The sequence below is a fragment of the Rhodanobacter ginsengisoli genome (assembly GCF_042657065.1).
Classification (GTDB): domain Bacteria; phylum Pseudomonadota; class Gammaproteobacteria; order Xanthomonadales; family Rhodanobacteraceae; genus Rhodanobacter; species Rhodanobacter ginsengisoli.
Window position 1 is genome coordinate 765,142 of sequence record NZ_JBHSNF010000002.1, and the last position, 24,466, is coordinate 789,607.

Sequence of the window (24,466 nt, forward strand, 5' to 3'; positions counted from 1 at the left end):
AGCACGGAGTCCGATCACTGCATCATCGACTGATCGCAGCGTCGCTCCGCAGGTGCCGATGCCTGCCGGGTGCCTGCCGGTCATCTTCGCCATGCGAACCCGCACCCCTGGAGCAGCGGCTGCGCTGCGCGGCCGAGCCATGCTGATCGTAGATCCGGGTCGGCGGAGAGATGTCCCCGAGCTCACGGTAACCGCGGCCCGTGCCCGGACACGTGCCCCGCAGGAGCCCGTGCATACCAACGAAAGAGGGGGAACCCTTGCGGATTCCCCCTCTTGGCCCATTCGATCAATGGGTTATGAATTGGTGGGCGGTACAAGGATCGAACTTGTGACCCCTTCCATGTCAAGGAAGTGCTCTACCGCTGAGCTAACCGCCCGTCTCGCGCAAGACCAACCTCGCGAGCCGCGCAGTATACGGGAGCAGGCGGCCCTCGACAATATCCCGGAAATCGTCGAATGGAAGCTCAACGCAAGGCCTGTTCCCGCAACTCGTGGATCTGGTCGCGCAGCCGGGCCGCGTCCTCGAATTCCAGGTTCTGCGCGTGCTTGTACATCTGCGCCTCCAGCTTCTTCAGCATGCCGGCGGCCTGCTGGGCGCTGAGCCCGGCGTAGTCGGCTGCCACTTCGGCCACGGCCGCGGCGCGGCCCCGCGAGGACTTGCTGCCGCGGCGGTTGCCCGCCTCGCTGCGCGCACCCTCCATGATGTCGGCGATGCGCCGCACGATGGTGGTGGGGGTGATGCCCTGCTGCAGATTCCACGCCACCTGCTTTTCCCGGCGTCGCGCGGTCTCGTCGATCGCCGCCTGCATCGAGCGGGTGATCGTGTCGCCGTACAGGATCGCCTTGCCGCGCACGTTGCGCGCCGCGCGGCCGATGGTCTGGATCAGCGAACCGGTGGAACGCAGGAAGCCCTCCTTGTCGGCATCGAGGATCGCCACCAGCGACACCTCGGGCATGTCCAGGCCTTCGCGCAGCAGGTTGATGCCGACCAGCACGTCGAACTCCCCCAGGCGCAGGTCGCGGATGATCTCGCTGCGCTCGACCGTCTCGATGTCCGAGTGCAGGTAACGCACCTTCACATCGTGCTCGGCCAGGTATTCGGTGAGGTTCTCGGCCATCCGCTTGGTCAGCGTGGTGACCAGCACCCGATCACCCAGTGCCACTCGCTTGTGCACTTCGCCCAGAAGGTCGTCGACCTGGGTGCGTACCGGGCGCACCTCCACTTCCGGGTCGACCAGGCCGGTCGGGCGCACCACCAGCTCGACCACCGCCTCGCCGGACTTCTCCAGCTCGTAGGCACGCGGTGTGGCCGAGACGTAGATCGCCCGCGGCACGCGCTGTTCCCACTCCTCGAAACGCAGCGGCCGGTTGTCCATCGCCGATGGCAGGCGGAAGCCGAACTCGACCAGGGTCTCCTTGCGCGAACGGTCGCCCTTGTACATCGCGCCCAGCTGCGGCACGGTGACGTGCGATTCGTCCACCACCAGCAGACCGTCGGCCGGCAGGTAATCGAACAGCGTCGGCGGCGGCTCGCCCGGTTCGCGCCGGGTCAGGTGACGCGAGTAGTTCTCGATACCCTGGCAGTAGCCGACCTCGGCCATCATCTCGATGTCGAAACGGGTGCGCTGCTCCAGCCGCTGCGCCTCCAGCAGCTTGTTGTCCTTGTACAGCTGCTCCAGCCGCTCCTTCAATTCCACCTTCACCGTCTCGATCGCGTTGAGCACGCTCTCGCGGGTGCTGGCGTAATGCGTGCGCGGATACACCGTGTAGCGCTGCACCTTGCGGATCGTTTCGCCGGTGAGCGGATCGAACAGCGCCAGCTTCTCCACTTCGCCGTCGAACAACTCGATGCGCAATGCCTCGGTTTCCGACTCGGCCGGGAACACGTCGATGATCTCGCCGCGCACGCGATAGGTGCCGCGGCGCAACTCCATCTCGTTGCGGGTGTACTGCAGCTCGGTCAGCTGATGGATCAGCTTGCGCTGTTCGATCCGCTCGCCGGTGGCCAGGATCAGCCGCAGCGACAGGTAGTCCTCGGGATTGCCCAGGCCGTAGATCGCCGACACCGTGGCGACGATGATCGAGTCCCGCCGCGACAGCAGCGCCTTGGTCGCCGACAGCCGCATCTGTTCGATGTGCTCGTTGATCGAGGCGTCCTTCTCGATGAAGGTGTCCGACGCCACCACGTAGGCTTCCGGCTGGTAATAGTCGTAATAGCTGACGAAGTACTCCACCGCGTTGTGCGGGAAGAACTCCTTGAACTCGCCGTACAGCTGCGCGGCCAGGGTCTTGTTCGGCGCCATCACGATCACTGGCCGCTGCACCCGCTCGATCACGTTGGCGATGGTATAGGTCTTGCCCGAGCCGGTGACACCAAGCAGGGTCTGCGCCGCGAGGCCTGCCTCGAAGCCTTCGGCCAGACGCTGGATCGCCTGCGGCTGATCGCCGGCAGGCTGGTAAGGGGCGGCAAGTTGGAAGCGGTCAGTCATCGGCTACAGATGTGGGCGCGGGGGACCATTTTAAATCGGGCCTGCTGACAGCAGGCGTCAGCAGAAGCCGACGTGCGGACTGCCGTCGAGCGACTGACCGTGCGCCGCTCACGCCATAGCATGACCCTCCGCACAGCGCAGAAGGGATTGCATGATGACTCCCGGGAAGTTCGTATCCGTTCGTCTGCAACACGGGATGAGCCTGATCGAGCAGATCATGGTGCTTGCCATCGTCGCCATCCTGACCGGCATCGCCGCGCCGCCGTTGCATCGTGTTCTTAGCCACAATCGACTGCAGGTAGCGCAGACCGACTTCATCGCGGCATTGCAGCATGCGCGCGCCACGGCCGCCACCAGCGGCAGGCGCACACTGTTCTGTCCGAGCGTGGACGGCCGCCATTGCAGCAAGGGCTCGCGTTGGGACGGCGGCTGGCTGCTCGGTCAGGATGCCAATGGCGATCACCAGCCCGACCATCTGCCCTCGTACTCGGGATCTGCCTATAACTCCGGGGTGAGGATCATCAGCAGCGCTGGACGCCACGACGTGCGCTTCGGGCCGGAAGGCGGCGCCCGGGGCAGCAACCTGACACTGTTGTTCTGCCTGCCCGGCGCTAACGAGCCCGTGCTCAGCGTGGTGGTATCCAATTCCGGGCGTATCCGAGGCGCCGTCGCCACTGCCACACAGACGAAAACCTGCCTGCAACAGACCGATTAAACCCGAAAGGGGCTCCGGCAGCCGTCGAACCCCGGCCCGCCGAGAACCGACCCCGGGCCGGATACCCTCAGGGCTACCCGGCCGCGCCGTCACGTGCGCTGCCACAGGAAGTCTGATCCACCGCGGTGGGTAAAGGCCCATCGTGCGGTTCGCGGCAGGCGGCACCGTCCTGCCACCGAAGTCACGAAAGCCCACAAACGCGAAAGGCCCCGCATCGCTGCGAAGCCTTCACATAATGGCGCCCGAAGTTGGACTCGAACCAACGACCCCCTGATTAACAGTCAAGTGCTCTAACCAGCTGAGCTATTCGGGCGTGAGCTGCGTAGTTTGTCGACGCTGACGCGAGCTGTCAAGCCATCACCAGCATATCGCCGCACATTTTTCAGTGCGTCACGATCCGATAGCACGGCACGTACGCCGTGCCACCGGGAAGCTTCATCCGGTGCTGCTGGACGAACGCCCGCAGCAGCTTGTCCAGCGCGCGCATGATGTCGGCATCCCCGTCGATATCGAATGGGCCGTGCCGTTCGATTGCCTGCACTCCCTCCTCCTTGACGTTGCCCGCCACGATGCCGGAGAACGCGCGGCGCAGGTCCGCGGCCAGCTCATGCCGGGGGCGGTCGCGATGAAGCTGCAACGCACGCATCGCTTCGTGGCTCGGACGGAACGGCAACTGGAACTCCAGCGGAATCCGCAACGCCCAGTTGAAGAAGAAGGCGTCCTTGGTGTCGAGCCGGTTCTGGCGCACCTTGTCGAGCCCTTTGACCATCGCCCGTGCCACGGACGCCGGGTCATCCACGATGATCTGATAGTGCGCGGCCACTTCATCGCCCAGGGTCAACCGCAGGAAATGATCGATCTGCTCGAAATAGGCGGCCGATTCACGCGGGCCGGTGAAGATCAGCGGGAACGGGATGCCCGCGTTGTCCGGATGCAACAGGATACCGAGCAGGTAGAGAATCTCCTCGGCCGTACCCACACCGCCGGGAAACACGATGATGCCATGACCGATGCGCACGAACGCTTCGAGCCGCTTCTCGATGTCCGGCATGATCACCAGGTGGTTGACGATCGGGTTCGGCGACTCGGCCGCAATGATGCCCGGCTCGGTGACGCCGATGTAGCGGTTGGGCAGACGACGTTGCTTGGCATGCGCGATGGTCGCGCCCTTCATCGGCCCTTTCATGGCGCCCGGGCCGCAGCCGGTGCAGATGTCCAGCCAGCGCAAGCCGAGTTGGTAGCCGACCAGCTTGGTGTAGTCGTATTCCTCGCGCGAAATCGAGTGGCCACCCCAGCACACCACCAGGTTCGGATCGATGTGCGGCGCCAGGATGCGCGCGTTGCGCAGGATATCGAAGACGCTCTCGGTCAACCCGGCAGAGCCGTCCAGCCCGGAGCCGACCTGCTCAAGCTGGGTGGATACATAGACAATGTCACGCACCACCGCGACCAGCAATTCATTGATACCACGGATGATCTGGCCGTCCACGAAGGCCTGCGCAGGCGCATGCGACAGCTCGATCTTGATGCCACGATCCTGCTGCAGCACCTGGATGTCGAAATCGGGATACTGCTCCAGGATGGCCCGCGGATCGTCGCCGATGTTGCCCGAGGTGAGTACCGCCAATGCGCAGCGACGCAGCAGCGCGTGCAGGCCCGAGTCGCTCGCACCGCGCAGGCGCGCCACTTCGTTGCGGGAGAGAATATCCAGCCCGCCCATCGGTGAAATGCGCGCACTCACGGTGGCTGGCTTGCCAGCGCTGCTTGCTTGAATCTGGTTCATTACCGGTGGATCTCCATCGCTGACGGCGTTGCTGCCTCATGCAGAGCCGTGGCGAGCCAGTTAGCTTCCCGCGACCGCATCAACAGGTCAAGGCAAAAAAAGGCCGGCGCCCGTGAGGGCGCCGGCCTGTACTGCGTCGAACCTGCCCGTTTAGAACGTGTAACGCAGGGTCAGCATGGCCGACCAGCGCGAAACCACGCGGGTCGGGTTGGTGCCGGCATCATAACGAATCAATTGCTGCGGCTGGTAGTTGCCGTTCTTGTCGGTCGGCAGGTAGTACACGTACTGGCCCTGGGCGTTGACACCGTCATAGCCGGCCAGGGTGCGTGTGTTGAACTGAGTGTTGACCGTCTGCCCCCAGTTCTTGTCGAGCAGATTCAGGAAGTTGTAGACGTCCAGTCGCACCACGCCCTTGTTGCCCTTGAAGATGCCCGGGACTTCCTGCGAGAAGCTCATGTCAAGCTGGTTCACCCAGCCGTAGTGATCGCCGTTGCGGGAGGCAATCTGGCCACGATGCTCGTTGAGATACTTGTTGCTGGAAATGTAGTCCTGGAATTGCTGCACCAGTGCGGCCGAGGCGGTGCCGTAGCTGACCTTGCCATCGTTCAGCGTCGGGATGTAGGCCGGATCCTCGTAAGTGATGCCGTCGCCATTCGCATCGCCGGAGAAAATCCAGCTGTACGGCAGGCCGCTGTGGCCACTGTAGAAGGCCGACACGGAGGTCTTGTAGTCACCGACGAACGCGTGCTGCCAGGTCAACGAAGCCTTGAGCGTCCGCGCGATATTGCGATCGGCGGTAGCGGCCACCTCCTCGTTGACGTTCTGGCGAACCACATATTTATAGCCCGATGAGGCCTGCGAGCTGTTGCCCGGGTTGACCTCGGTGGCATGGTTCATGGTGAAGCTGATATCACCGAACCAGTTTTCCGAGAACGGCTTGGACAGGGACAGGGTCAGGCTGTCCGACTTGCCCTTGCTGGTATTGGTCAGCAGGGTCGATAGCTGGTCGAACGACCGGTTGCGGTTGGCTGCCGCGTCGCTGCTCTTGGTGCGCTCGCCCGGCGTCGCCCAGTACTGGAAGCGCCCGTCCGGCAGCAACACGTTGTCCGGCGCACCGATATTGATCGCCTGATAGTAGATCCCATCCTTGACCTTGATGTGCTGCAGCTCCACCGAGCCGATCATGCCCCACCACGGCAACTCGCGATCGAGTGCCAGCGTGGCCTTCCAGACGGTGGGCAACTTGAAGTCCGGCGCGATCGTGTCGACGTCGCCGCTGACGCTGCCCGGGCTGTTCGGGATGTTCTGGTTGTAGGCGTCCGGGCTGAACGGAGCGCTGCTCGGATCGAACGACCTGTAGCTGGCGACAGTCAGACCGTTGTTCTGGTACGGATTGGTCATCCACACCGTGGGCGGGGAGGTCTGGAACAGGCCCACGCCACCGCGCAACTGCGTCATGCGCTCGGTGTTGAAGTTGTAATTGAACGAGAAGCGCGGCTCGACCACCTTGTTCTTGCTGCCCAGGCTGTTGTTGTTCCGATAACCGAATGCCTGCTCGAATGCGGCGTTGTACAACGGCGCGTGATCCGAGTGCGGAATATCCACGCGCAAGCCGTAGGCGATGGACAGGTTGCTGTTGACCTGCCAGGTATCCTGCAGGAACGGGCTGTACTGGCTATAGACCCAGTTCGCGGCCACATCGTTCAGGGTGTACCCGCTGGCCGGCTGGTACAGATCGTATTCGTGGTAATTGGCGCCGGCGAAGTCACTCAGGCCGTAAAACGTGTACTTGCCATGTTCGGTACGACCGAACAGGTTGTAGATCTTGTCGCGCTGGTAGTCGATGCCGCCCTTGATCGTGTGATCGCCCAGATAAAGCGAGCCGGCAAAGAACACCGACCACTTCTTGGTGCTGATCGCGTTCTCGTGGCGGAACTCGTCCTCACCCAGATTGACCGAGGGGCCACGCCCGGCGGTATCCAGGTAGACCTTCACCTGCGGCTGGTTGATGGCGTTGCCGGCAAGCTGTTCGAACGACTGGTAGCTGATCTTGGTTTCGGTGGAGAAACTGTCGCTCCAGTCATCGAAGAACTGCACCGCGGTGTTCTTGGTCAGGCTGTTCTTGGTGTACCAGTAGCTGCTCAGACCCACCTGGTTGGAGGAGTTGCCCTGCACGATCGGCTGGGACTCCTTGGTGTACTGGTAAGTCAGGCTGGCGCGATGGCTGTCGCTGATGTTCCAGTCGATCTTGCCCAGGTAGCGCCGGTCGTCCAGCACCGAACCGCTGTTGGCAAAAGAGCCGGGCTGCAGGCCCAGCGCCTTGGCGGTGTCGATGACCTGCTGCAGGTCACTCGGCGAAATCTTGTTGGACGTCGAGGCGCCCGTCAGCGAGGAGTCCAGGCCATTGGACGAATCAGCGCCGATGCCGGTGGTCTTTTCCTTCTCGGCCGACACGAAGAAGAACAGCTTGTCCTTGATGATCGGACCACCCAGGGTGAAACCGCCGGTCCAGTCCTTGCTGTAGCCGCTGTACTTGTAGCCCGGATCGCCGCTGTTCAACCAACCGGCGTCGCCGACCATCTTGTTGGCGTTGCGATAGGCGTAATACACCGAGCCATGGAACTGGTTCGTACCCGACTTGGTGACTGCATTGATGTCGGCGCCCACGGTATCCGAGGCCACGTCAAAATTCGACGTCGAAATGTTGTACTCGCCGATGGTGTCCACCGAGATGGGCGAGCCCTGGTAGGGCAGTCCGTTTGCATTGAGACCGAACGGGTCGCCCTGGGAAATGCCATCGACGCTGATGTTGTTGTAGCGATTGGGCATGCCCGCCATCGAAATCGAGCCATCACCCTGATCGGTGACGTTGATCCGCGGGTCCAGGCGGGCGATATCGTCGATCGAACGATTGCCCTGCGGCGTCGCCTCAAGCTGGCGCTGCGACACATTGGTCGACAGCCCCTTGTTGTCCGACGAGAAAATCTGGGTCAGCGCCGACGCGGTGACGTTGACGCCACCGAGCGTCGTCGCCTGCGCCTCGGCGGAGGTCATCTGCAGATTGATCGCGGAGCTCTGGCCCAGCTGCAGGTAGACGTTGTCCTGTTCCACCTGGCTGAGGCCGGCCTTGGAAGCCGTGATGTCGAACGGGCCGCCCACGCGAAGACCCTGTGCGACATAGCGTCCGTCGGCGTCGGTCGTGACGATCTTGGTGGTGCCCGATGGCACGTGCACGATCTGCACGGTGGCGCCTGCAACCGCCTGACCGCTGGCATCGACCACCCGGCCGGCTACCGCCGAGGAGGTGACGTTCTGGGCCACGACCGGCGTCGCCGCGAGCAACGCAGCAATGGCGAACGGCAGGAGTTTGGTACGAATTCGGCTGTTCATTCTTGATCTACCCTCAGGCTTGCAACGAAAGTAATTGCGAATCAGGACCCAAACATGGCCATGCCCGGCGTACGCCAGGCTTTGCCGCTATCCACGTTGGATTACCCCAGGTTATCGGTGTCCCGAACCCATCGAAAACGATGCGTCCGGAACATGAAAAAGTTGGCCGGACCTTCCCGCCTGCCAACTGATTGTTAAACGGATATTAACGACATTGTATGACACTTTTGCAACGCTGGCACGTCATTCGCGCGAACTGTCGCCTCGGCGAAGGGTCGGGCATGAATCCTTTGAAATCAATCGCATGGAAGAAATTCACCTGCGCCGCCTGTCGATGAGCCCGCCAGTGGTACCGAGCTGCCTTGCGCCGCTTTGCCGGCCGGGCTCAGGGAGATTTGCCCAGATAACGGGCGCGTTTGGCCGGCTTCAGCAGCGCAAGATCCAGCATCACCAATCCATCGACACAGCCTGAAAAATCCGGGTCCTCGCCGAAGTCGAGAAACTGCACGCCGTCGGGCTCGACCAGATCGACATACTGCCGGTACAGCACCGGCATCGTGACGCCCAGCGCATCCAGATGATGCTTGAGCCTGCCCAGGCCAGCCGAGGCGTCCAGGCCCTCGAGGGCCAGTTGAACACCTTGAATCACTTCCGGGGATATCACGAACGGCAGCCGTGCTGCGGCCAGCCCGGGCGCGCCGAAATAATGCTGGTGCGCCGCGGCAATCCATTCGCGGGCCTCACGCGGCAGATTGACCGACATGCTGACCGGACCGAACAGGAAGCGCAGTTCGGGATGCCGTTGCAGGTACAGGCCAATGCCCTGCCACAGCTGATCGAGTGCGCGCGAGCGCCAGTAGGCGGGCGCGATGAAGCTGCGACCCAGCTCGAGTCCTTGCGCCAGACGGGACTCCAGCGCCGGCGAGTAGTTGAACAGGCTGGAGCTGTACAACCCCGTCATCCCCCGTTCGGCAATCAGCCGGCCGCCGTGGCCCAGGCGATAGGCGCCCACGATGCGCAGCAATTTCGGATCCCACAGCACCAGATGCTCGTAGTGCGGATCGAACGCATCCAGATCGCGTCGGGCGGCAGTACCTTCGCCCACCTTGCGGAAGGTCAACTCACGCAGGCGGCCGATCTCGCGCATCACCGCGCTGTCGTGCGCGCCCTTGAACAACCACGCCTGCTTGCCGTCACCGAGGTCGGCCAGCTTTTCGGATCGACCCAGTTCCGCAGCCACCTGTTCGGCCAGTTCGGGGAGTGCCAGCGGCGCCTGCCCACCAAAGATCAGTCCACGGTGTCGACCGACCCGGTAGACATGCCGGCGCATGAGCCTGGCCGCCTGCCCGGTCGAACCGCCGCTGCGCTGCCCCAGTTCCTCGGCGCTGATCAGGGCGCCGATGCTCAAGCCGATCCGGCGCCGGCCCGGCGCCACCGCCTCGCGCGGCAGCATCGCGGTACTCAGTGGCCTGGCCAGCATCGACAGGCCATAGAACATGGTCGAATTGCGCGCGGCGATGTGCACCGGCAGCACCGGTGCCTTGCTGCGCAGCGACAGCCGTGCAAAGCCATCCGACCAGCGCCCGTCACGCACGCCGTCCGGTCGTACCCGGGAGACTTCGCCGGCGGGAAACACGATCAACGCCTCGCCGTTGTCCAGCGCCCGGTAAACACCACGCAGGCGCGAAGCGGCGCCCTTGCCGAACACATCCACCGGAAGCAGCAGCTTGCCCAGCGGCGGAATCACCGACAGCCAGTCGTTGCCGAGCATGCGCACGTCACGGCGCACCGAGCCGATCAGCTGCAGCAGCGCCAGTGCGTCCTGCATGCCAAGGGGATGATTGGCCACCACCAGCAGCGGCCCATCGACGGGGATATGCTCGCGCTCGCGCGGATCGACGTGATAGCCGGTGCCGAGCACGTCCAGCACGCGCTCGACGAAATCAAAACCTTCGGCGCCGGCGACCCTTTCAAGTACGCGATTGAAGCCGTCTTCATCGGCCAGGCGTCCCAGCATGCCTGCCATCGGTCGACGGATCCGCGGGTACTGCGCCAGCCATGGCAGGCGCTCGGTAAGGGACTGTTCGATTCTGAGCATGGAGGCCTCCTCGGCTACCCCCATGCTGATGTCGGATCATGACAACCAAATGGTCAATCGAAGAACCGCTTGTTGCATTTCGATCACGCTATCGTGTCAGGCTGCCGGGTGCAGGAATGACGCCACCCCGGCCATGAACATCTGCACCGACAGTGCAATCAGCAACATGCCCATCACGCGCTCCAATGCGGTCAGCACGCTCTCGCCGAGCCAGCGGAACAGGTAGGTGGCACTCAGCAGAATGAATGAGGTGGCCAGCCAGGCCAGCAGCAATGCGATCACCCAGTCGGCGGTGCGACCGGGCTGGGTGTTGGTCAGCAGCAGCAGTGCAGCCATCGCCGACGGGCCCGCCACTCCGGGAATCGCCATCGGCACGATGAACGGCTCGCCCTCACCGGGCTTGCCGAAGATGCCGCCGCCATCGGCCGGCGGAAAGACCATGCGGATGCCGATCAGGAACAGCACGATGCCACCGGCGATGCTGATCGAGTCCGGCTTCAACTGCAGCAGCTTGAGGATGTGCTGGCCGCCGAACAGAAACCCCAGCAGCACGCCCAGCGCGATCAGCAGCTCTCGCACCATCACCAGGCGGCGGCGCCTTGGCGGCACGTCCTTGAGCAGGCTCAGGAAGAACGGGATATTGCCCAGCGGATCCATGATCAGGAACAACATGATCCCCGCCGACAACGTGGTCATCTGCGTTTCCATCTCAACTCCGTTCCGGTGAAATCACACGGCGCCGGCCACGCCGGGACAGGCTCTTCAATTCAGTCGGCACGCAGATCCAGAACCGCGCCACGCGCCGCGACCGCCTGCGCACTGAGCAGATAGACTGCCGCCGCGGCCGTGGCATCCGGCGTTGGCCGCTGCATGATGTCCTCCCCGAAATACGCCTGCCGCCGCAGCGCGGTGCGCATCGGCGCCGGCAGCATCGCATGTACGCGCAAGGGACCGCTGTCGTTCTCCTCGTGCAGAATCGCCACGAACCGTTCCAGCGCTGCCTTCGACACGCCGTAACCACCCCAGTGCGCACGCTGCAGCAGCTCCGGGTTGTCCAGCACGAATACCACCGCGCTGTCGCCGGCCTGGTTCAACAACGGCAGGCAGGCCTGTGTCAATGCGAATGGCGCCGACACGTTGACGTGCAATGCGCGCAGCCAATCGTCCGGCCGATGCATCGAAATCGGTGTGAGCCCGGCAAAGCTCGCCGCGCAATGAACAATGCCATCCAGCCGACCAAAATCGCGCTCCAGCCCCTCGGCCAGCGCGTTGTATTCGCGTGGTGTGGCCACCTCCATGTCCAGTGGGTGGATCACTGGCTCACCCAGGCCTTCGGCTCGCATTGCATCGTACAGCTGCTCCAGCTGTCGCTTGCGCTTGCCGGTGATCACCACGGTAGCTCCTGCGCGCGACGCCGCCCGCGCGACCGCGCTGCCAAGGCCACCATAAGCACCGGTGACCAGCACAACGCGATCGGCCAGGGTATCGCCCACCGGCTGCCAGCCATCCGGCAGGCGGGTTGCAGGCAGCGCCATCAAAGTGCTGCTCCGGCCACATCGCGCGCCATGCGGACCAGCTCACCGGCGGACTTGAGATCCTCGATGATGTCGCAACCGCCGATCAGCTCACCGTTGATGAACAATTGCGGAAAGGTCGGCCAATTCGCGAAGTGCGGCAGCGCGGCACGTATCTGCGGGTCGGCCAGCACATTCACGACATGAAACACGGCACCGGATTCGGACAGCGCCTGGGCGGCACGACTGGAAAAACCGCACATCGGAAATTGCGGCGTCCCTTTCATGAAAAGCACGATGGGGTGCTCGGCCAGAATCGCCTTGATTTGTTCGTTGATGTCCATAGTTCGGTGTTTCATCTTTACAATGCAGGCAGACCGATATTGTATCAGTCAGTTGTCGGCTGCCGTCCGTTGCGCCGACTCATCTCCCTCAGCTACCGCCAAGGAGCCGCTCATGGCCATCGAACTTCCCCCGCTTCCGTACGAAAAGAACGCCCTGGAGCCGCATATTTCCGCCGAGACGCTGGAGTATCACTACGGCAAGCATCATCAGGCTTACGTCACCAATCTGAACAAGCTGATCGAAGGCACCGAGTTCGCGGATGCCGCGCTGGAAGACATCATCAGGAAGTCCTCCGGCGGCATGTTCAACAATGCGGCGCAGATCTGGAACCACACTTTCTACTGGCACTCGATGAGCCCCAAGGGCGGTGGCGAACCCAGTGGCAAGCTGGCCGATGCGATCAACAAGGCATTCGGCTCGTTCGACAAGTTCAAGGAAGAATTCAGCAAGTCCGCCACCGGCAACTTCGGCTCCGGCTGGACCTGGCTGGTGCAGCGTCCGGACGGCTCGCTCGGCATCGTCAACACCTCGAATGCAGCCACGCCGATCACCGGCAGCGACAAGCCGCTGTTCACCACGGATGTGTGGGAACACGCCTATTACATCGACTACCGCAATGCCCGGCCGAAGTACGTCGAGGCATTCTGGAACCTGGTGAACTGGGAGTTCGCGGCAAAGAATCTCGCCTGAATCCCCGCACCGGCAATGACATGGAGAGGCGGAGCCGGCAACGGCTCCGCTTTTTTTGTGCCCGCTCAGCCGAGCCTGTCGTCCGCCAGGTGATAGTGCGGATCTTCCGCCGCATTCGATTCGACCATGCCACCGGCTTTCAGCAGCAGCTCGGCACAGTCCGCGCTGAGATGGCGAAGATGCAGGCGCTTGCCGAGTTTCTGGTAACGCTCGGCCAGCGCATCGATCGCCTCGATCGCGGAGTGATCCATCACCCTGGCCTGGCCAAACTCCACGATGACCTGCTCCGGATCGTCCTTCGGACTGAACAGGTTCTGGAAGTTTCGAGTCGATGCGAAGAACAGCGTGCCCTTGAGCTCGTAGATGCGGCTGCCATAGGCGTCGATGCGCGTATTCACCTCGATCTGGCTGGCATGCTGCCAGGCGAACACCAGCGCCGAGATCACCACACCGAGCACCACCGCCACCGCCAGGTCGGTGAAGATGGTCACCACCGTGACCGCCACGATCACCAGCGCATCGGCCCGTGGCACCTTGCCCAGCACGCGCACGCTGCCCCAGGCGAAGGTCTTGGCCGAAACCACGAACATCACCCCGATCAGCGCCGCCAGCGGAATCCGTTCGATCAGGGCCGAGCCGAACAGGATGAAGCTGAGCAGCCCCAGCCCGGCGACGATGCCGGACAGGCGATGAGTCGCTCCGGCGCCGACGTTGATCATGCTCTGCCCGATCATCGCGCAGCCGCCCATGCCACCGAAAAACCCGGTCACGATGTTGGCAGTACCCTGCGCCAGGCATTCGCGATTCGGCTTGCCGCGGGTGTCGGTCATCTCGTCGATCAGGTTCAGCGTCAGCAATGACTCGATCAGTCCGACCAGGGCCATGATCAGCGCATACGGAAACACGATGCGCAGCGTGGCGAGATTCCATGGCACATCGGGAAAGTGGAAGCTGGGCAAACCACCCTTGATCGAAGCCAGGTCACCGACGGTACGGGTTTCGATGCCGAGGAAATTGGTCAGCAGGGCGACCGCCACGATCGCCACCAGCGCCGACGGCACCGCCTTGGTTGCACGCGGCAGCAGGTAGATGATCGCCATCGCCAGCGCGACCAGCCCCAGCATCACCCACAACGCCCGCCCGACGATCCATGCGCCGTGCTGCAGGAAGTGCGGCATCTGGGCCAGGAAGATCACGATCGCCAGGCCATTGACGAAGCCCAGCATCACCGGATGCGGCACCATGCGGATGAACTTGCCCAGCCGCAACGCGCCGAACAGCAGCTGCAGCAGGCCCATCACGACCACCGCGGCAAACAGGTATTGCACGCCGTGCTGCACCACCAGTGCCACGATTACCACCGCAATCGCACCAGTGGCACCGGAGATCATTCCGGGCCGGCCGCCGAGCACGGCGGTGATCAGGCACATCATGAAGGCGGCATACAGCCCGGTCAGTGGATTGACATGGGCGATCACCGCGAACGCGATCGCCTCCGGCACCAGGGCGAAGGCGACCGTGAGACCTGACAGGACATTGTTCTTCGCTTGCGCGAACGAAAGGGACATCGGGAAATCCTTGAAATGATCGGTTCCCGCACCGGCGTGGCACGGAGTCTCGCCACACGGTGATCTGGAGATCCGCGGACGCGCGCAACGTCGGGCGATGGCGATGCCACGGCAAATGACGGAACGCACTTCCACCCGGGTGGAAATGCGTTCGGCCAGGCGACCGCGCCGCCTGGCCGGTCATGCTGTCAGCTGTGCAATACGTCCAGGGTCGGCTGCACTTGTGCCTGCCGGGTGAGCGCGGCGGCCAGCGCATCCAGCCGCTCGGCCAGCGCGACCGCATCGGCGGCGCACACCGTGGCATGACCCACCTTGCGCCCCGGCCGGGCCTGCTTGCCGTAGTCGTGCCAGTGCGCATCGGACGTCTTGAGTACGGCGGTCGGCTCGGGCAATTCACCGATCCAGTTGAGCATCGCCGACAAACCCCGCGCGCCGGTGTCGCCCAGCGGCAGGCCGAGCACCGCCCGTACATGGTTTTCGAACTGGCTGGTGTAAGCGCCCTCGATCGTCCAGTGACCCGAGTTGTGTACCCGCGGCGCCATCTCGTTGCCGAGCAACTCGCCGTCCTTGACGAACAGCTCCAGCGCGAACACGCCCACGTAGTCCAGCCGTTCGGCCAGCGTGCGCGCGAGTTCGCTGGCGCGCCGCTGCAACTGTTCGATATCCGGCGCCGGCGCCAGGCTCATCGACAGCACACCGTCGACATGCCAGTTGCGCGTCAATGGCCAGATGCGGAACTCGCCGTCGCGCCCGCGCACGGCGATCACCGACAACTCGCGCTCGAACGGCACGAAGGCCTCCAGGATCAGTCCATGCTTCGAGGCCTGCGCGCCGAGCGCCGCCCACGCCGCATCGGCATCGGCCTGCCGGGTGAGGCGAAACTGACCCTTGCCGTCATAGCCCAGCCGGCGCGTCTTGAGAATCGCCGGCACCCCCACCGTCGCCAATGCCTGATCCAGCTGCTCGCGCGTATCGACTGTCATGAAGGCCGGGGTAGGCAAACCGCATTCACGAAACAGGGTTTTCTCGGCCAGGCGATCCTGCGCCACCGCAAGTGCCTGCGGCGCGGGATATACCGCAACCCGCTCGGCCAGCCAGTGCGCAGTCTCGGCGGGTACGTTCTCGAAATCGAAGGTGACCACATCGACCTGCGCGGCAAAGGCTTCCAGCGCGGCGTAATCGGTCCAGTCGGCCACTACCAGCGGCGCAACCTGCCCCGCACAGGCATCGGCGGAACTGTCCACCACCAGCGTCTTGCCCCCCAGCGGCGCCGCAGCCAGCGCCAGCATGCGTGCCAGCTGGCCGCCACCGAGGATGCCCAGTACCGGCTGCCGTCGCTCACTCATGAGCGCGGATCCGGTTGCTCGATCACGGCCTGGGTCTGTCGGCTCCGCCAGTTTTCCAGCGTCCTGGCCAGGTCTGGATCGTGCAACGCCAGCACCGCCGCCGCCAGCAAGCCGGCGTTCACCGCGCCCGCGCGACCGATCGCCAGGGTGCCGACCGGGATGCCGGCAGGCATCTGCGCGATCGAGAGCAGTGAATCCATCCCGTTCAATGCCTTCGATTGCACCGGCACGCCCAGGACCGGCAGGCGGGTCTTGGCGGCCAGCATCCCCGGCAGATGCGCAGCGCCACCGGCGCCGGCAATGATCACCTGGATGCCGCGCGCCAGCGCCTGCTCGGCATAGCTGAACAGCAAATCCGGGGTGCGATGGGCGGAAACCACCTGCACCTCATGCGGCACGCCCAGCTCGGTCAATACATTGGCCGCGTGTTGCATCGTTTCCCAATCCGAACGCGAACCCATCACCACGCCCACGCGTGGCGGCTTGGTTGTTCCTGTCATGGCCGGACCGTCCCAAAACGGCTATTGTACGGGCTTTCCACAGTCCGGCACAGCCGAAGCCCCCGCCATGGACAAGCGTCTACTCGATATCCTGTGCTGCCCTGTCAGCAAAACGCCGGTACGCCCGCTGAGCAAGCGCGAACTGGATACCCTGAATGACGCGATTGCGGCCGGCAAGGTCGACTCGGTGGCCGGCGTGGCCGTGCGGGAACGGATCGCCGAAGCCCTGATCACCATCGATGGCAAGGTGATCTACCGCATCGAGGACGGCATCCCGGTGATGTTGCCCGAAGAAGGCATCGGCACGACGCAGTTCGCAGATTTTCCCACGGCCTGAGGTCAAACTGGCTGCTCTTGGCGGTCTGGAAATGACATAGCTACCCGCTTTGGCTTATTGTCGGTGCCTGGGCCGCTCATTCGGGTTCGGCTGTGCGTACAAACGTTTCAGGGATTCGGCGATGAACGAAGCCATTGAGCCATCCAAAGTCGTCAACTTGAGCCAGCGCATGGATCCCGCCAGCGAGCGCGTGGGCGAGCTGCTCAACGCCGTGCGCAACATCGCCAACAAGCGCCTGCAGCAGTGGATCGGCAACGCGTTCGAGCAGGTCGACGATGCGCTGTTCGACCTCGCCGAAAAAGCCGAGAACAACGCTGCCCAGATGCACTACTTCGATGGCATGCGCGAAGTGCGTAAACACCGGCCCGCCGTCGAACGCAACTTTCTGGGCGCGATCAGCCGCAAACTCGGCGAGCTGACGAGGCCCGTGCAGCAACCCGGTCCGGCCACGCCCACGCCACACGGCTCCATCGAGTTGTCGCTGGTGGCCGACAACGAGCTGGAAGAATCGCTGGCCATTACCAGCATGATCGGCAAGAACGAATCGAGACTGTCGCGCGACCTGTTCGCGGTCAACCAGCGGCTGTCGGTGATCTGCGGTGGCCACAAGATCGATGACAGCAACAATCCGGTGGCTCCGGCAAACCTGGCACAGGCCTTCCGCTCGGCCCTGCACGAGTTCAGTGCGGACATGCGGGTCAAGCTGATCATCTACAAACTGTTCGATCGCTACGTGCTGTCGATGCTGGAAGAGCTCTACCACGACATCAATATCGAACTGGTCCGCGCCGGGGTATTGCCGCAGCTGCGCCACGAAGTGCTGCGCGGCACCAAGACGAAAGCCAGCGGTGTCGACGGCCAATCGGCCGGCGTCGCGGGCGCGGACGAGGCAGGCGAGATCCCCACCGACCTGCTGCAGACCCTGCACGCATTGTTCAGCGCGCGCCGGGGTCCCGTCGTTCCCGGCGGCGGCCTCGGGACCACCTCTGACGGCGGCATGCACGCCATGCCGAGCGGTCCGTTGCCGTCGGCGAATGAATTGCTCGGCGCACTCAGCGTGCTGCAGAGCCAGATTGCCAGCGCCGGCCCGCTGCCTTATGCGCAGCCAGATGACGCCATCGCGCTGAGCCGCGAGGTATTGGAGCTGAAAGGGCAGTTGCTGACCCAGATCGGCGCATTGCGTGGTGAGCGCCCCAGTCACGTGGCCAACATCGACGAGGACACGATCGATCTGGTCGGCATGCTGTTCGAGTTCATCCTGGAAGACCGCAACCTGCCCACCGCGATGCAGGTGATGCTGGCCCGGCTGCAGATCCCCTATCTCAAGGCCGCCATTCTCGACCGCAAGCTGTTTTCCCATCGGCAGCACCCGGCACGGCGCCTGCTGGACGGCCTGGCCGAACAGGCCAAGAGCTGGTCGGAGGAATCCGATCGCGACCATCGCCTGCACGAGAAGGTGAAGTCGATCGTCGACAAGCTGCTGCACGACTTTGACGATGACATGGGCATCTTCGAGCGCCTGCTGAACGACCTGCAGCAGTTCCAGGAAGCCAACAAGCGCCGGGCCGAACTGGCCGAGCAGCGGGTTGCCGAATCCACCCGTGGTCGCGAGAAGCTCGAGCAGGCACGCCGCCGTGCCGCTCGCGAGATTCTCGACCGCATCGGCGAGCAGAAACTGCCACCGCTGGTGCATGGCGTACTCGCCCGGGCGTGGGCCAATCATCTGGTGCTGACCCTGCTCCGTCAGGGCGAGGCTTCCCCCGAGTTCAAGACCGCACTGCGCTTCATTGACGAATTCATCGCCAGTACCCGCCCGGCAAACGATGTCCAGAGTCGTCAGACATTGCGGCAGATGCTGCCCGGGATTCAACGCGCACTGCGCCTGGGTCTCGCCAACGTGGCATTCCAGGAACAGGACATCGAGCGCCTGCTTGGCCAGTTGCACAACTACTATCGGCAACAGCTCGGTGAGACGCTGGAAGAATCCGAGGTCGTCACGATCGAAGAGGACGCGGCCATGCTGGCGATACCCGACAGCATCCAGCCGGTCATCGACAGTAGCCCCGCACCGGATGAGATCCCCGAGGAAGAAACCGTCGAGGTACCGCCGGACAGTCCGGAATGGCACAAGGTGCAGGCCCTGCAACCGGGCAACTGGCTGGAATTCTGCCTAGCCGATGAACCGATGACCCGTGCCAAGCTGTCGTGGATCAGCCCGATGAGTGGCCGTTACCTGTTCGTCAATCGGCGCGGCCTGAAGGTGGCCGATTACGCACCGCAGGAGCTCGCCATCCTGTTCGCCGAGGGCCAGGCCCGTGTGCTGGCTGCCAACGCGCTGTTCGATCGCGCCATGAGCGCGATCGTCGGCAAGCTGAGCCAGCCGGAATCTGCAGCCACGCCGTCCACGGACACTGAATGAGCCAGGCTCCATCGTTTGCGCGGCCGGATGCCGCCCATATCGCCATCGACGTCGAACGCGCCCTTGCCGAAGATCTCGGCAGCGGCGACGCCACCGCCGGATTGCTGCCGGTCGAGGCGCACGCCCACGCGGTACTGACCTGTCGCGATCCGGCAATAATCGCCGGAAGCGCCTGGTTCGATGCCTGCTTTCGCCGGCTCGATCCGGCGGTGCAGATCGAATGGCTGTTCCACGACGGCGAAAGGGTCGATGCCGATACGGTGATCTGCCGCCTCTCAGGCCACGCACGTTCACTGGTCACCGCGGAGCGCGCGGCGCTGAACTTCCTGCAGCTGCTTTCCGCCACCGCTACCGTCACGGCTGAATATGTGGCTGCCGTGGCCGGTACCAGCGTACGCGTACTGGATACCCGCAAGACCATCCCCGGCCTGCGCGTCGCGCAAAAGTACGCAGTGCGCTGCGGCGGCGGCCACAATCAGCGAATGGGCCTGTACGACGCGATCCTGATCAAGGAAAACCACATCATCGCCGCCGGTGGCATCGGCGCCGCGGTCATGGCCGCGCGCCGGCAACAGCCGAACCTGCTGGTCGAAGTCGAAGTCGAGAACCTCGACGAGCTGGCCCAGGCGCTGGATGCCGGCGCCGACCGGATCATGCTGGACAATTTCGAACTGGCACAGATGCTCGAGGCCGTGCGGTACACGGCCGGTCGCGCACCGCTTGAAGTTTCCGGCAATGTCGACCTGCACAGCATCGGCCAGTTTGCCCGCACCGGCGTGGATTTCATCTCGGTCGGCGCGCTGACCAAGCACGTGCACGCGGTCGACCTTTCTTTGCGCCTGCAACTGGATTGAAGCGGCAGCCGGCTTGCGCCAGCCCGATACAGCCCACACACTGCAAGGATGAGTGACCTTTCCGATCTGCTGTTGCTGCTGGCGCTGGGTGCCATCGTGGGTCTGTGGCTGAAGCTCAGCGTGGCGCGCGAGCGCGCGGTACAGGAGGCGCGGCGGCAGTGCCAGCAGCATGGCCTGCAGCTACTGGACGAAACGGTCGGCCTGCGGGCGATGCGCCTTCGCCGCATCGATGGCTTGCACATGATCGAGCGCTGCTACGGTTTCGAGGTGAGTACCGATGGGCACGACCGCGAGTCGGGGCGGCTGTGGATGGTCGGCAACGCGCTCAGCGGCCTGAGTCTGCCGACCATTGATTTGCTGTCGCATGAAGCACCCGACGACGTCACGCTGCCGGCAACCCGTGGCAATATCCTGCCGTTTCGCCCCCGCCCGGACCATCGCCGGCTGCACTGACCGGTGAGAGGCATCCGGCGAGCCTGATCAGCCGCCGCGGTGCGCTACTTGACTACCCTCAGATGTGGCGCTCCGCGCTTCGGCTTGTTGTCGTCGCCATCGCCACCGGGAGTCGTCTCGTCGGGCTCGGGTGCGGGCCGCGGGGGAGGCGTATCGCCACCTTCCTCATCGGCCGGGAACATCATGCCCTGCCCGTTTTCCTGCGCATAAAGCGCCAGCACGGCCTGTACCGGAATCTGGATGGTCTGGCTGACCCCGGAAAAACGTGCCTGGAAACTGATCCACTCATTGCCCAGGTCCAGATTCGCGACAGCACGCATCGCCAGGTTCAGCACCACCTGACCGTTCTTGATGACCTGCGGGGGCACTCGCACGCCGGCAAAGCCGGCGTCGACCAGCACATAGGGAGTCAGACTGTTGTCGCTGATCCAGTCGTAGATCGCCCGCAACAGGTACGGACGATTGGAGCTCATTGGAACCGCGTCATTCTTGCTCATGATCTTGCCGCATCGCCTTTTCCTGATCGGTCATGCTGCGCGCAAAACCCTGACTGTGAAACAACCGCTCACCGTAATCGATGATCGGCTTCCCTTCGCGCCCCAGCTCGACACCCAACCAGGGCAGTCGCCAGATCACCGGTGCCACCAGGCAATCGACCAGACTCATCTCCGGACTGAGGAAGAACTTCGAGGCCTTGAACAACGGAAGCGTGGACAGCAACTGCTCGCGCAACCGCTTGCGCCCTGCCTCCGCCGCACGGCCACCGCTGCGAATCGTGTCCAACTCGGGCAACCAGTCCTTCTCGATCCGCACCGCAGCCACTCGCAAGCGTGCGCGCGATTGTGGATCGATCGGCATCAATGGGGGATGCGGATAACGCTCGTCAATGTACTCGCATACCACCGAAGTATCGAACAGGGTCAAGTCGCGGTCGACCAGGGTCGGTGTGCTGGCATAGGGGTTGAGATCGACCAGATCCTCCGGAGGCTTGCCCGGATCGACCAGTACGCGGTCGTAGCTGACCCCCTTCGCTGCCAGCACCAGCCTCGCACGATGACACTGTACGTCATCGGCCGTGGTGTAGAGCGTCAGTGCGCTACGCAAACGGGCACTTTGAACCATGCGCGATTCCCTGTCGATGAGACGATGGCGGCGGCTCGCAGCCGCCGCCATCGGATGATGCTATCCGGCTCAGTGCACGTCCTTCCAGTACTCCTTCTTGAGCATGGAGGCCAGCAAGGTGAAGAACGCCAGGAACAGCAGAACCCAGATGCCGTAGTAATGCCGCTGCAGGGCCGCTGGCTCGGAAACATATTCCAGGAAACTGGTCAGGTCGCGGGTCGCCTGCTGGTACTGGGCGGGGGTCAGCTTGCCCGGATGCGACAACACCAGCTTTTCCACCACCGGAACCTCACCGGCCTTGGCCGGCGTCATGTCCGCCGTCTGCATGCCCTGCAACTCCCACAACGGGAACGGCATCGCTGCATTCGGCAGCGTGGTGTTGTTCCAGCCGATCGGACTATTCGGGTCCAGATAGAACGAATTGAGGTAGGTATAGACCCAATCGGTGCCCCTGGCCTCCACCTCCAGCGACAGATCCGGCGGAGCCTTGCCGAACCAGGTATTCGCCAGTGTCGCCGGCATGTGCGAGATCACCGGGTCATCGAATCGGGCGCCGGTGAAATTGAGGTTTTGCATCACCTCGCTTTCGGTCAGGCCCAGATCGTCGGCCATCCGCGAATAGCGCATGTATTTCAGCGAATGGCAACCGACGCAGTAGTTGAAAAACAGCTTGGCACCACGCTGGAGCGACGCCTGGTCACGCACGTCGCTGCCGGACTTGAGCAGCCCGCTGCCTTCTTCGGCATGTGCCGACACGCCGCCGAGCAGCAGGCCGAACGTCAGCGCGATGATGGAAATGTATCGCTTCATTAGCAGCCGCCGGTTAGTCATGCGTGGTCACCCGTTCCGGAACCGGCTTGGTCTTTTCCCAGCCGAAATACGTGTAGGCCCAGAGGAAGACGAAGAAGCCGAAATAGAGCAAGGTCATGGTCCGGCCGAAAAGGTTTTCCCAGGTCGTCAGATCAACGTTGCCGAACCATTCCGGAATCACTTCAGCCGTGATACCGGCACCGACCGCGCCGAGGCTGAAGAACGCCACGACAAACATGCCCAACGCCACCTTGAAGCCGGTACCTCGATAGCGAATCGACTTCACCTTGCCGCGATCGATCCATGGCATCGCGAACAGCACGCCGATCGAACCGAACATCGCTATCACGCCCCACACGGCCGAGCCGAGGAAGGACGGGATCATCCGCACGATCGCGTAGAACGGGGTGAAATACCACACCGGTTTGATCTCGGCCGGGGTCACCAGATTGTTCGCCCGGATCGCGTTGTCATGCTCCAGGAACCAGCCACCCAGCGTCGGCGCGAAGAAGATGATGAACGCGGCGATCAGCAGGAAGAAGCCCACGCCAACCAGATCCTTCACCGTGTAGTACGGGTGGAACGGAATGCCGTCGGCCGGCTTCAGCGCATCCCAACGGTTGCCCTTGGGACCTTTCTTGATTTCCACGCCGTCCGGGTTGTTCGAACCCACTTCGTGCAGCGCGGCGATGTGCAGCACCACCAGTAGCAGCAGCACCAGCGGCAGCGCGATCACGTGCAAGGCAAAGAATCGATTCAGCGTCGCGTCACCGGGCAGGAAGTCGCCCATGATCCATTGCACCAGCGTGTCGCCGATGTAGGGAATCGTGCCGAACAACGAGATGATCACCTTGGCACCCCAGAACGACATGTTGCCCCATGGCAGCACGTAGCCCATGAACGCCTCGGCCATCAATGCCAGGAAGATCATCATGCCCAGCAGCCACACCAGCTCCCGCGGCCGCTTGTACGAACCGTAGATGATGCCGCGGAACATGTGCAGGAACACCACCACGAAGAACAGCGAGGCACCGGTGGAGTGCATGTAGCGGATCAGCCAGCCCCACTCCACGTCCCGCATGATGTACTGCACCGAGTCGAACGCACCCGCCGCGCTCGGGTTGTAGTTCATGGTCAGGAAGATGCCGGTAACGATCTGGTTGACCAGCACCAGCATCGCCAGCGAACCGAAGTAGTACCAGAGGTTGAAGTTCTTCGGCGCGTAGTACTCGGTCATGTGTGCGCGGTACATCGGCATCATGCCCGGCGCCCGCTCGTTGACCCAATCGCCGATGTTCGTGAATACGTTGGCCATCAGCCAGCCTCCTGTGGATCCACGCCGATCTGCACAGTCATGTCGTCGACGAAGTGGTACGGCGGTATGACCATGTTCTTCGGCGCCGGAACATTCTGGTAGACACGGCCAGCGATGTCATAACGGGAATGGTGGCACGGGCAGTAGTAGCCACCCTGCCAGTTCGGATCGAAAGGCTCCGGCTTGATCTCCCCCTTGAAATCGGGAACGCAGCCCAGGTGGGTGCAGATGCCGATCATCACCAGCCACTCGGGCTTGATCGAGCGGGTACCGTTCTGCGCGTATTTCGGCTGCTGGTCCATCAGGGACTTGGGATCGACCAGACGCGGATCCTGCGCCGGCAATACCTTCAACTGCTCCGGGGTTCGATTGACGATGAACACCGGCAGGCTGCGCCAGCCCACGATCAGCTGTTGACCGAGCTCGATCTTTTTCAGCGACTGTGTAACCGGAGCACCAGCGGCCTTGGCACGCGCGCTGGGTTCCCACGACTTGATGAAGGGCACAGCTGCCGACACGATTCCTATGCCACCAACCACCGCGGTGGTTGCTGTAAGGAAGCGGCGGCGGCCGTGATCGACGACTTCGTTCGCCATCAGGCTCTCCGGTACTTGCGTATTTGCAATGTCATTCTGGGGTGGGGTTTGGGGCCCCGTAAAAATCGCGTTAGTGTAGCGTCAGGGCCAGCCCCGTACAATAAACGATCCGGGCGAGAGCC

The 24,466-nt window shown here is 63.3% G+C and carries 21 protein-coding genes and 2 tRNA genes; 6 read left to right on the plus strand and 17 right to left on the minus strand.

Annotation, left to right across the window (positions count from 1 at the left end):
- Window positions 1-302: 302 nt before the first annotated feature.
- Window positions 303-377, minus strand: a tRNA-Val gene (locus ACFPPA_RS12665).
- An 87-nt stretch (window positions 378-464) separates the two neighbouring features.
- Window positions 465-2,489, minus strand: a complete 2,025-nt coding sequence (gene uvrB / locus ACFPPA_RS12670) for an excinuclease ABC subunit UvrB (RefSeq protein ID WP_377320386.1) — start codon at window positions 2,487-2,489, stop codon at window positions 465-467.
- A gap of 196 nt (window positions 2,490-2,685) precedes the next feature.
- On the opposite strand from uvrB, the gene ACFPPA_RS12675 reads away from it, so the two are divergent.
- Complete coding sequence (locus ACFPPA_RS12675; RefSeq protein ID WP_377320388.1) at window positions 2,686-3,204, plus strand: GspH/FimT family pseudopilin; 519 nt, start codon at window positions 2,686-2,688, stop codon at window positions 3,202-3,204.
- 236 nt (window positions 3,205-3,440) lie between these two features.
- Here ACFPPA_RS12675 and ACFPPA_RS12680 read toward each other — a convergent pair.
- The 7 genes from ACFPPA_RS12680 to grxD all read right to left on the minus strand — a co-directional run bounded on the left by ACFPPA_RS12680 (window position 3,441) and on the right by grxD (window position 12,333).
- Window positions 3,441-3,517, minus strand: a tRNA-Asn gene (locus tag ACFPPA_RS12680).
- A 69-nt stretch (window positions 3,518-3,586) separates the two neighbouring features.
- Entirely contained in the window at window positions 3,587-4,987 is a 1,401-nt protein-coding gene (ppnN, locus tag ACFPPA_RS12685; protein WP_377320390.1) for a nucleotide 5'-monophosphate nucleosidase PpnN, read from the minus strand.
- A gap of 150 nt (window positions 4,988-5,137) precedes the next feature.
- Window positions 5,138-8,377: a TonB-dependent receptor gene (locus ACFPPA_RS12690; protein WP_377320392.1), complete on the minus strand. Its 3,240-nt coding sequence runs from the start codon at window positions 8,375-8,377 to the stop codon at window positions 5,138-5,140.
- Window positions 8,378-8,762: 385 nt separating this feature from the next.
- Window positions 8,763-10,475, minus strand: coding sequence for a bifunctional ornithine lipid synthase OlsF (gene olsF, locus ACFPPA_RS12695; RefSeq protein ID WP_377320394.1), 1,713 nt, complete (start codon window positions 10,473-10,475; stop codon window positions 8,763-8,765).
- 96 nt (window positions 10,476-10,571) lie between these two features.
- On the minus strand, window positions 10,572-11,171 hold the full coding sequence (locus tag ACFPPA_RS12700) for a YhgN family NAAT transporter (RefSeq protein ID WP_377320707.1): 600 nt from the start codon (window positions 11,169-11,171) through the stop codon (window positions 10,572-10,574).
- A 71-nt stretch (window positions 11,172-11,242) separates the two neighbouring features.
- The gene (locus tag ACFPPA_RS12705) at window positions 11,243-12,010 is read right to left on the minus strand and encodes an SDR family NAD(P)-dependent oxidoreductase (protein WP_377320396.1); all 768 of its coding nucleotides are present in this window, start codon (window positions 12,008-12,010) and stop codon (window positions 11,243-11,245) included.
- Complete coding sequence (gene grxD / locus ACFPPA_RS12710) at window positions 12,010-12,333, minus strand: Grx4 family monothiol glutaredoxin (protein WP_377320398.1); 324 nt, start codon at window positions 12,331-12,333, stop codon at window positions 12,010-12,012. Before grxD ends, ACFPPA_RS12705 begins: the two co-directional genes overlap by 1 nt.
- Before the next feature lie 112 nt (window positions 12,334-12,445).
- Between grxD and ACFPPA_RS12715 the strand changes: the two genes are divergently transcribed.
- Window positions 12,446-13,024 carry a superoxide dismutase gene (locus ACFPPA_RS12715; RefSeq protein WP_377320400.1) on the plus strand — a complete coding sequence of 193 codons (579 nt, stop codon included), beginning with the start codon at window positions 12,446-12,448 and terminating at the stop codon, window positions 13,022-13,024.
- 65 nt (window positions 13,025-13,089) lie between these two features.
- Here the strand turns inward: ACFPPA_RS12715 and ACFPPA_RS12720 are convergent, their stop codons facing one another.
- From ACFPPA_RS12720 to purE, 3 genes are all read right to left on the minus strand, one after another.
- Window positions 13,090-14,592 (minus strand): SulP family inorganic anion transporter, encoded by a 1,503-nt coding sequence (locus tag ACFPPA_RS12720; protein WP_377320402.1) that lies wholly within the window; start codon window positions 14,590-14,592, stop codon window positions 13,090-13,092.
- A gap of 188 nt (window positions 14,593-14,780) precedes the next feature.
- Window positions 14,781-15,938: a 5-(carboxyamino)imidazole ribonucleotide synthase gene (locus ACFPPA_RS12725; RefSeq protein WP_377320404.1), complete on the minus strand. Its 1,158-nt coding sequence runs from the start codon at window positions 15,936-15,938 to the stop codon at window positions 14,781-14,783.
- The gene (gene purE / locus ACFPPA_RS12730) at window positions 15,935-16,438 is read right to left on the minus strand and encodes a 5-(carboxyamino)imidazole ribonucleotide mutase (protein ID WP_377320406.1); all 504 of its coding nucleotides are present in this window, start codon (window positions 16,436-16,438) and stop codon (window positions 15,935-15,937) included. The genes ACFPPA_RS12725 and purE overlap by 4 nt, the downstream gene beginning before the upstream one ends.
- Window positions 16,439-16,505: 67 nt before the next feature.
- On the opposite strand from purE, the gene ACFPPA_RS12735 reads away from it, so the two are divergent.
- From ACFPPA_RS12735 to ACFPPA_RS12750, 4 genes are all read left to right on the plus strand, one after another.
- Window positions 16,506-16,775 carry a Trm112 family protein gene (locus ACFPPA_RS12735; RefSeq protein ID WP_377320709.1) on the plus strand — a complete coding sequence of 90 codons (270 nt, stop codon included), beginning with the start codon at window positions 16,506-16,508 and terminating at the stop codon, window positions 16,773-16,775.
- A gap of 121 nt (window positions 16,776-16,896) precedes the next feature.
- Window positions 16,897-19,194 (plus strand): DUF1631 domain-containing protein, encoded by a 2,298-nt coding sequence (locus ACFPPA_RS12740; RefSeq protein WP_377320408.1) that lies wholly within the window; start codon window positions 16,897-16,899, stop codon window positions 19,192-19,194.
- Window positions 19,191-20,048 (plus strand): carboxylating nicotinate-nucleotide diphosphorylase, encoded by an 858-nt coding sequence (nadC, locus tag ACFPPA_RS12745; RefSeq protein ID WP_377320410.1) that lies wholly within the window; start codon window positions 19,191-19,193, stop codon window positions 20,046-20,048. The genes ACFPPA_RS12740 and nadC overlap by 4 nt, the downstream gene beginning before the upstream one ends.
- Before the next feature lie 48 nt (window positions 20,049-20,096).
- A complete protein-coding gene (locus tag ACFPPA_RS12750) occupies window positions 20,097-20,501 on the plus strand; it encodes a DUF3301 domain-containing protein (protein WP_377320412.1) in 405 nt (134 codons plus the stop codon).
- 44 nt (window positions 20,502-20,545) lie between these two features.
- Here the strand turns inward: ACFPPA_RS12750 and ACFPPA_RS12755 are convergent, their stop codons facing one another.
- From ACFPPA_RS12755 to petA, 5 genes are all read right to left on the minus strand, one after another.
- Window positions 20,546-20,974, minus strand: a complete 429-nt coding sequence (locus tag ACFPPA_RS12755; protein WP_377320711.1) for a ClpXP protease specificity-enhancing factor — start codon at window positions 20,972-20,974, stop codon at window positions 20,546-20,548.
- 10 nt (window positions 20,975-20,984) lie between these two features.
- Entirely contained in the window at window positions 20,985-21,623 is a 639-nt protein-coding gene (locus ACFPPA_RS12760; RefSeq protein ID WP_377320414.1) for a glutathione S-transferase N-terminal domain-containing protein, read from the minus strand.
- 69 nt (window positions 21,624-21,692) lie between these two features.
- Complete coding sequence (locus ACFPPA_RS12765; RefSeq protein WP_377320416.1) at window positions 21,693-22,433, minus strand: cytochrome c1; 741 nt, start codon at window positions 22,431-22,433, stop codon at window positions 21,693-21,695.
- A 13-nt stretch (window positions 22,434-22,446) separates the two neighbouring features.
- Complete coding sequence (locus tag ACFPPA_RS12770; protein ID WP_377320418.1) at window positions 22,447-23,748, minus strand: cytochrome b; 1,302 nt, start codon at window positions 23,746-23,748, stop codon at window positions 22,447-22,449.
- Entirely contained in the window at window positions 23,748-24,344 is a 597-nt protein-coding gene (petA, locus tag ACFPPA_RS12775) for a ubiquinol-cytochrome c reductase iron-sulfur subunit (RefSeq protein WP_377320420.1), read from the minus strand. The genes ACFPPA_RS12770 and petA overlap by 1 nt, the downstream gene beginning before the upstream one ends.
- Window positions 24,345-24,466: the final 122 nt, after the last annotated feature.

Bases quoted from the DNA above. Each gene is read 5' to 3' on its own strand.
- uvrB (WP_377320386.1), bottom strand. From the start codon at position 2,489: ATGACTGACCGCTTCCAACTTGCCGCCCCTTACCAGCCTGCCGGCGAT.
- ACFPPA_RS12675 (WP_377320388.1), top strand. From the start codon at position 2,686: ATGAGCCTGATCGAGCAGATCATGGTGCTTGCCATCGTCGCCATCCTG.
- ppnN (WP_377320390.1), bottom strand. From the start codon at position 4,987: ATGAACCAGATTCAAGCAAGCAGCGCTGGCAAGCCAGCCACCGTGAGT.
- ACFPPA_RS12690 (WP_377320392.1), bottom strand. From the start codon at position 8,377: ATGAACAGCCGAATTCGTACCAAACTCCTGCCGTTCGCCATTGCTGCG.
- olsF (WP_377320394.1), bottom strand. From the start codon at position 10,475: ATGCTCAGAATCGAACAGTCCCTTACCGAGCGCCTGCCATGGCTGGCG.
- ACFPPA_RS12700 (WP_377320707.1), bottom strand. From the start codon at position 11,171: ATGACCACGTTGTCGGCGGGGATCATGTTGTTCCTGATCATGGATCCG.
- ACFPPA_RS12705 (WP_377320396.1), bottom strand. From the start codon at position 12,010: ATGGCGCTGCCTGCAACCCGCCTGCCGGATGGCTGGCAGCCGGTGGGC.
- grxD (WP_377320398.1), bottom strand. From the start codon at position 12,333: ATGGACATCAACGAACAAATCAAGGCGATTCTGGCCGAGCACCCCATC.
- ACFPPA_RS12715 (WP_377320400.1), top strand. From the start codon at position 12,446: ATGGCCATCGAACTTCCCCCGCTTCCGTACGAAAAGAACGCCCTGGAG.
- ACFPPA_RS12720 (WP_377320402.1), bottom strand. From the start codon at position 14,592: ATGTCCCTTTCGTTCGCGCAAGCGAAGAACAATGTCCTGTCAGGTCTC.
- ACFPPA_RS12725 (WP_377320404.1), bottom strand. From the start codon at position 15,938: ATGAGTGAGCGACGGCAGCCGGTACTGGGCATCCTCGGTGGCGGCCAG.
- purE (WP_377320406.1), bottom strand. From the start codon at position 16,438: ATGACAGGAACAACCAAGCCGCCACGCGTGGGCGTGGTGATGGGTTCG.
- ACFPPA_RS12735 (WP_377320709.1), top strand. From the start codon at position 16,506: ATGGACAAGCGTCTACTCGATATCCTGTGCTGCCCTGTCAGCAAAACG.
- ACFPPA_RS12740 (WP_377320408.1), top strand. From the start codon at position 16,897: ATGAACGAAGCCATTGAGCCATCCAAAGTCGTCAACTTGAGCCAGCGC.
- nadC (WP_377320410.1), top strand. From the start codon at position 19,191: ATGAGCCAGGCTCCATCGTTTGCGCGGCCGGATGCCGCCCATATCGCC.
- ACFPPA_RS12750 (WP_377320412.1), top strand. From the start codon at position 20,097: ATGAGTGACCTTTCCGATCTGCTGTTGCTGCTGGCGCTGGGTGCCATC.
- ACFPPA_RS12755 (WP_377320711.1), bottom strand. From the start codon at position 20,974: ATGAGCTCCAATCGTCCGTACCTGTTGCGGGCGATCTACGACTGGATC.
- ACFPPA_RS12760 (WP_377320414.1), bottom strand. From the start codon at position 21,623: ATGGTTCAAAGTGCCCGTTTGCGTAGCGCACTGACGCTCTACACCACG.
- ACFPPA_RS12765 (WP_377320416.1), bottom strand. From the start codon at position 22,433: ATGAAGCGATACATTTCCATCATCGCGCTGACGTTCGGCCTGCTGCTC.
- ACFPPA_RS12770 (WP_377320418.1), bottom strand. From the start codon at position 23,748: ATGGCCAACGTATTCACGAACATCGGCGATTGGGTCAACGAGCGGGCG.
- petA (WP_377320420.1), bottom strand. From the start codon at position 24,344: ATGGCGAACGAAGTCGTCGATCACGGCCGCCGCCGCTTCCTTACAGCA.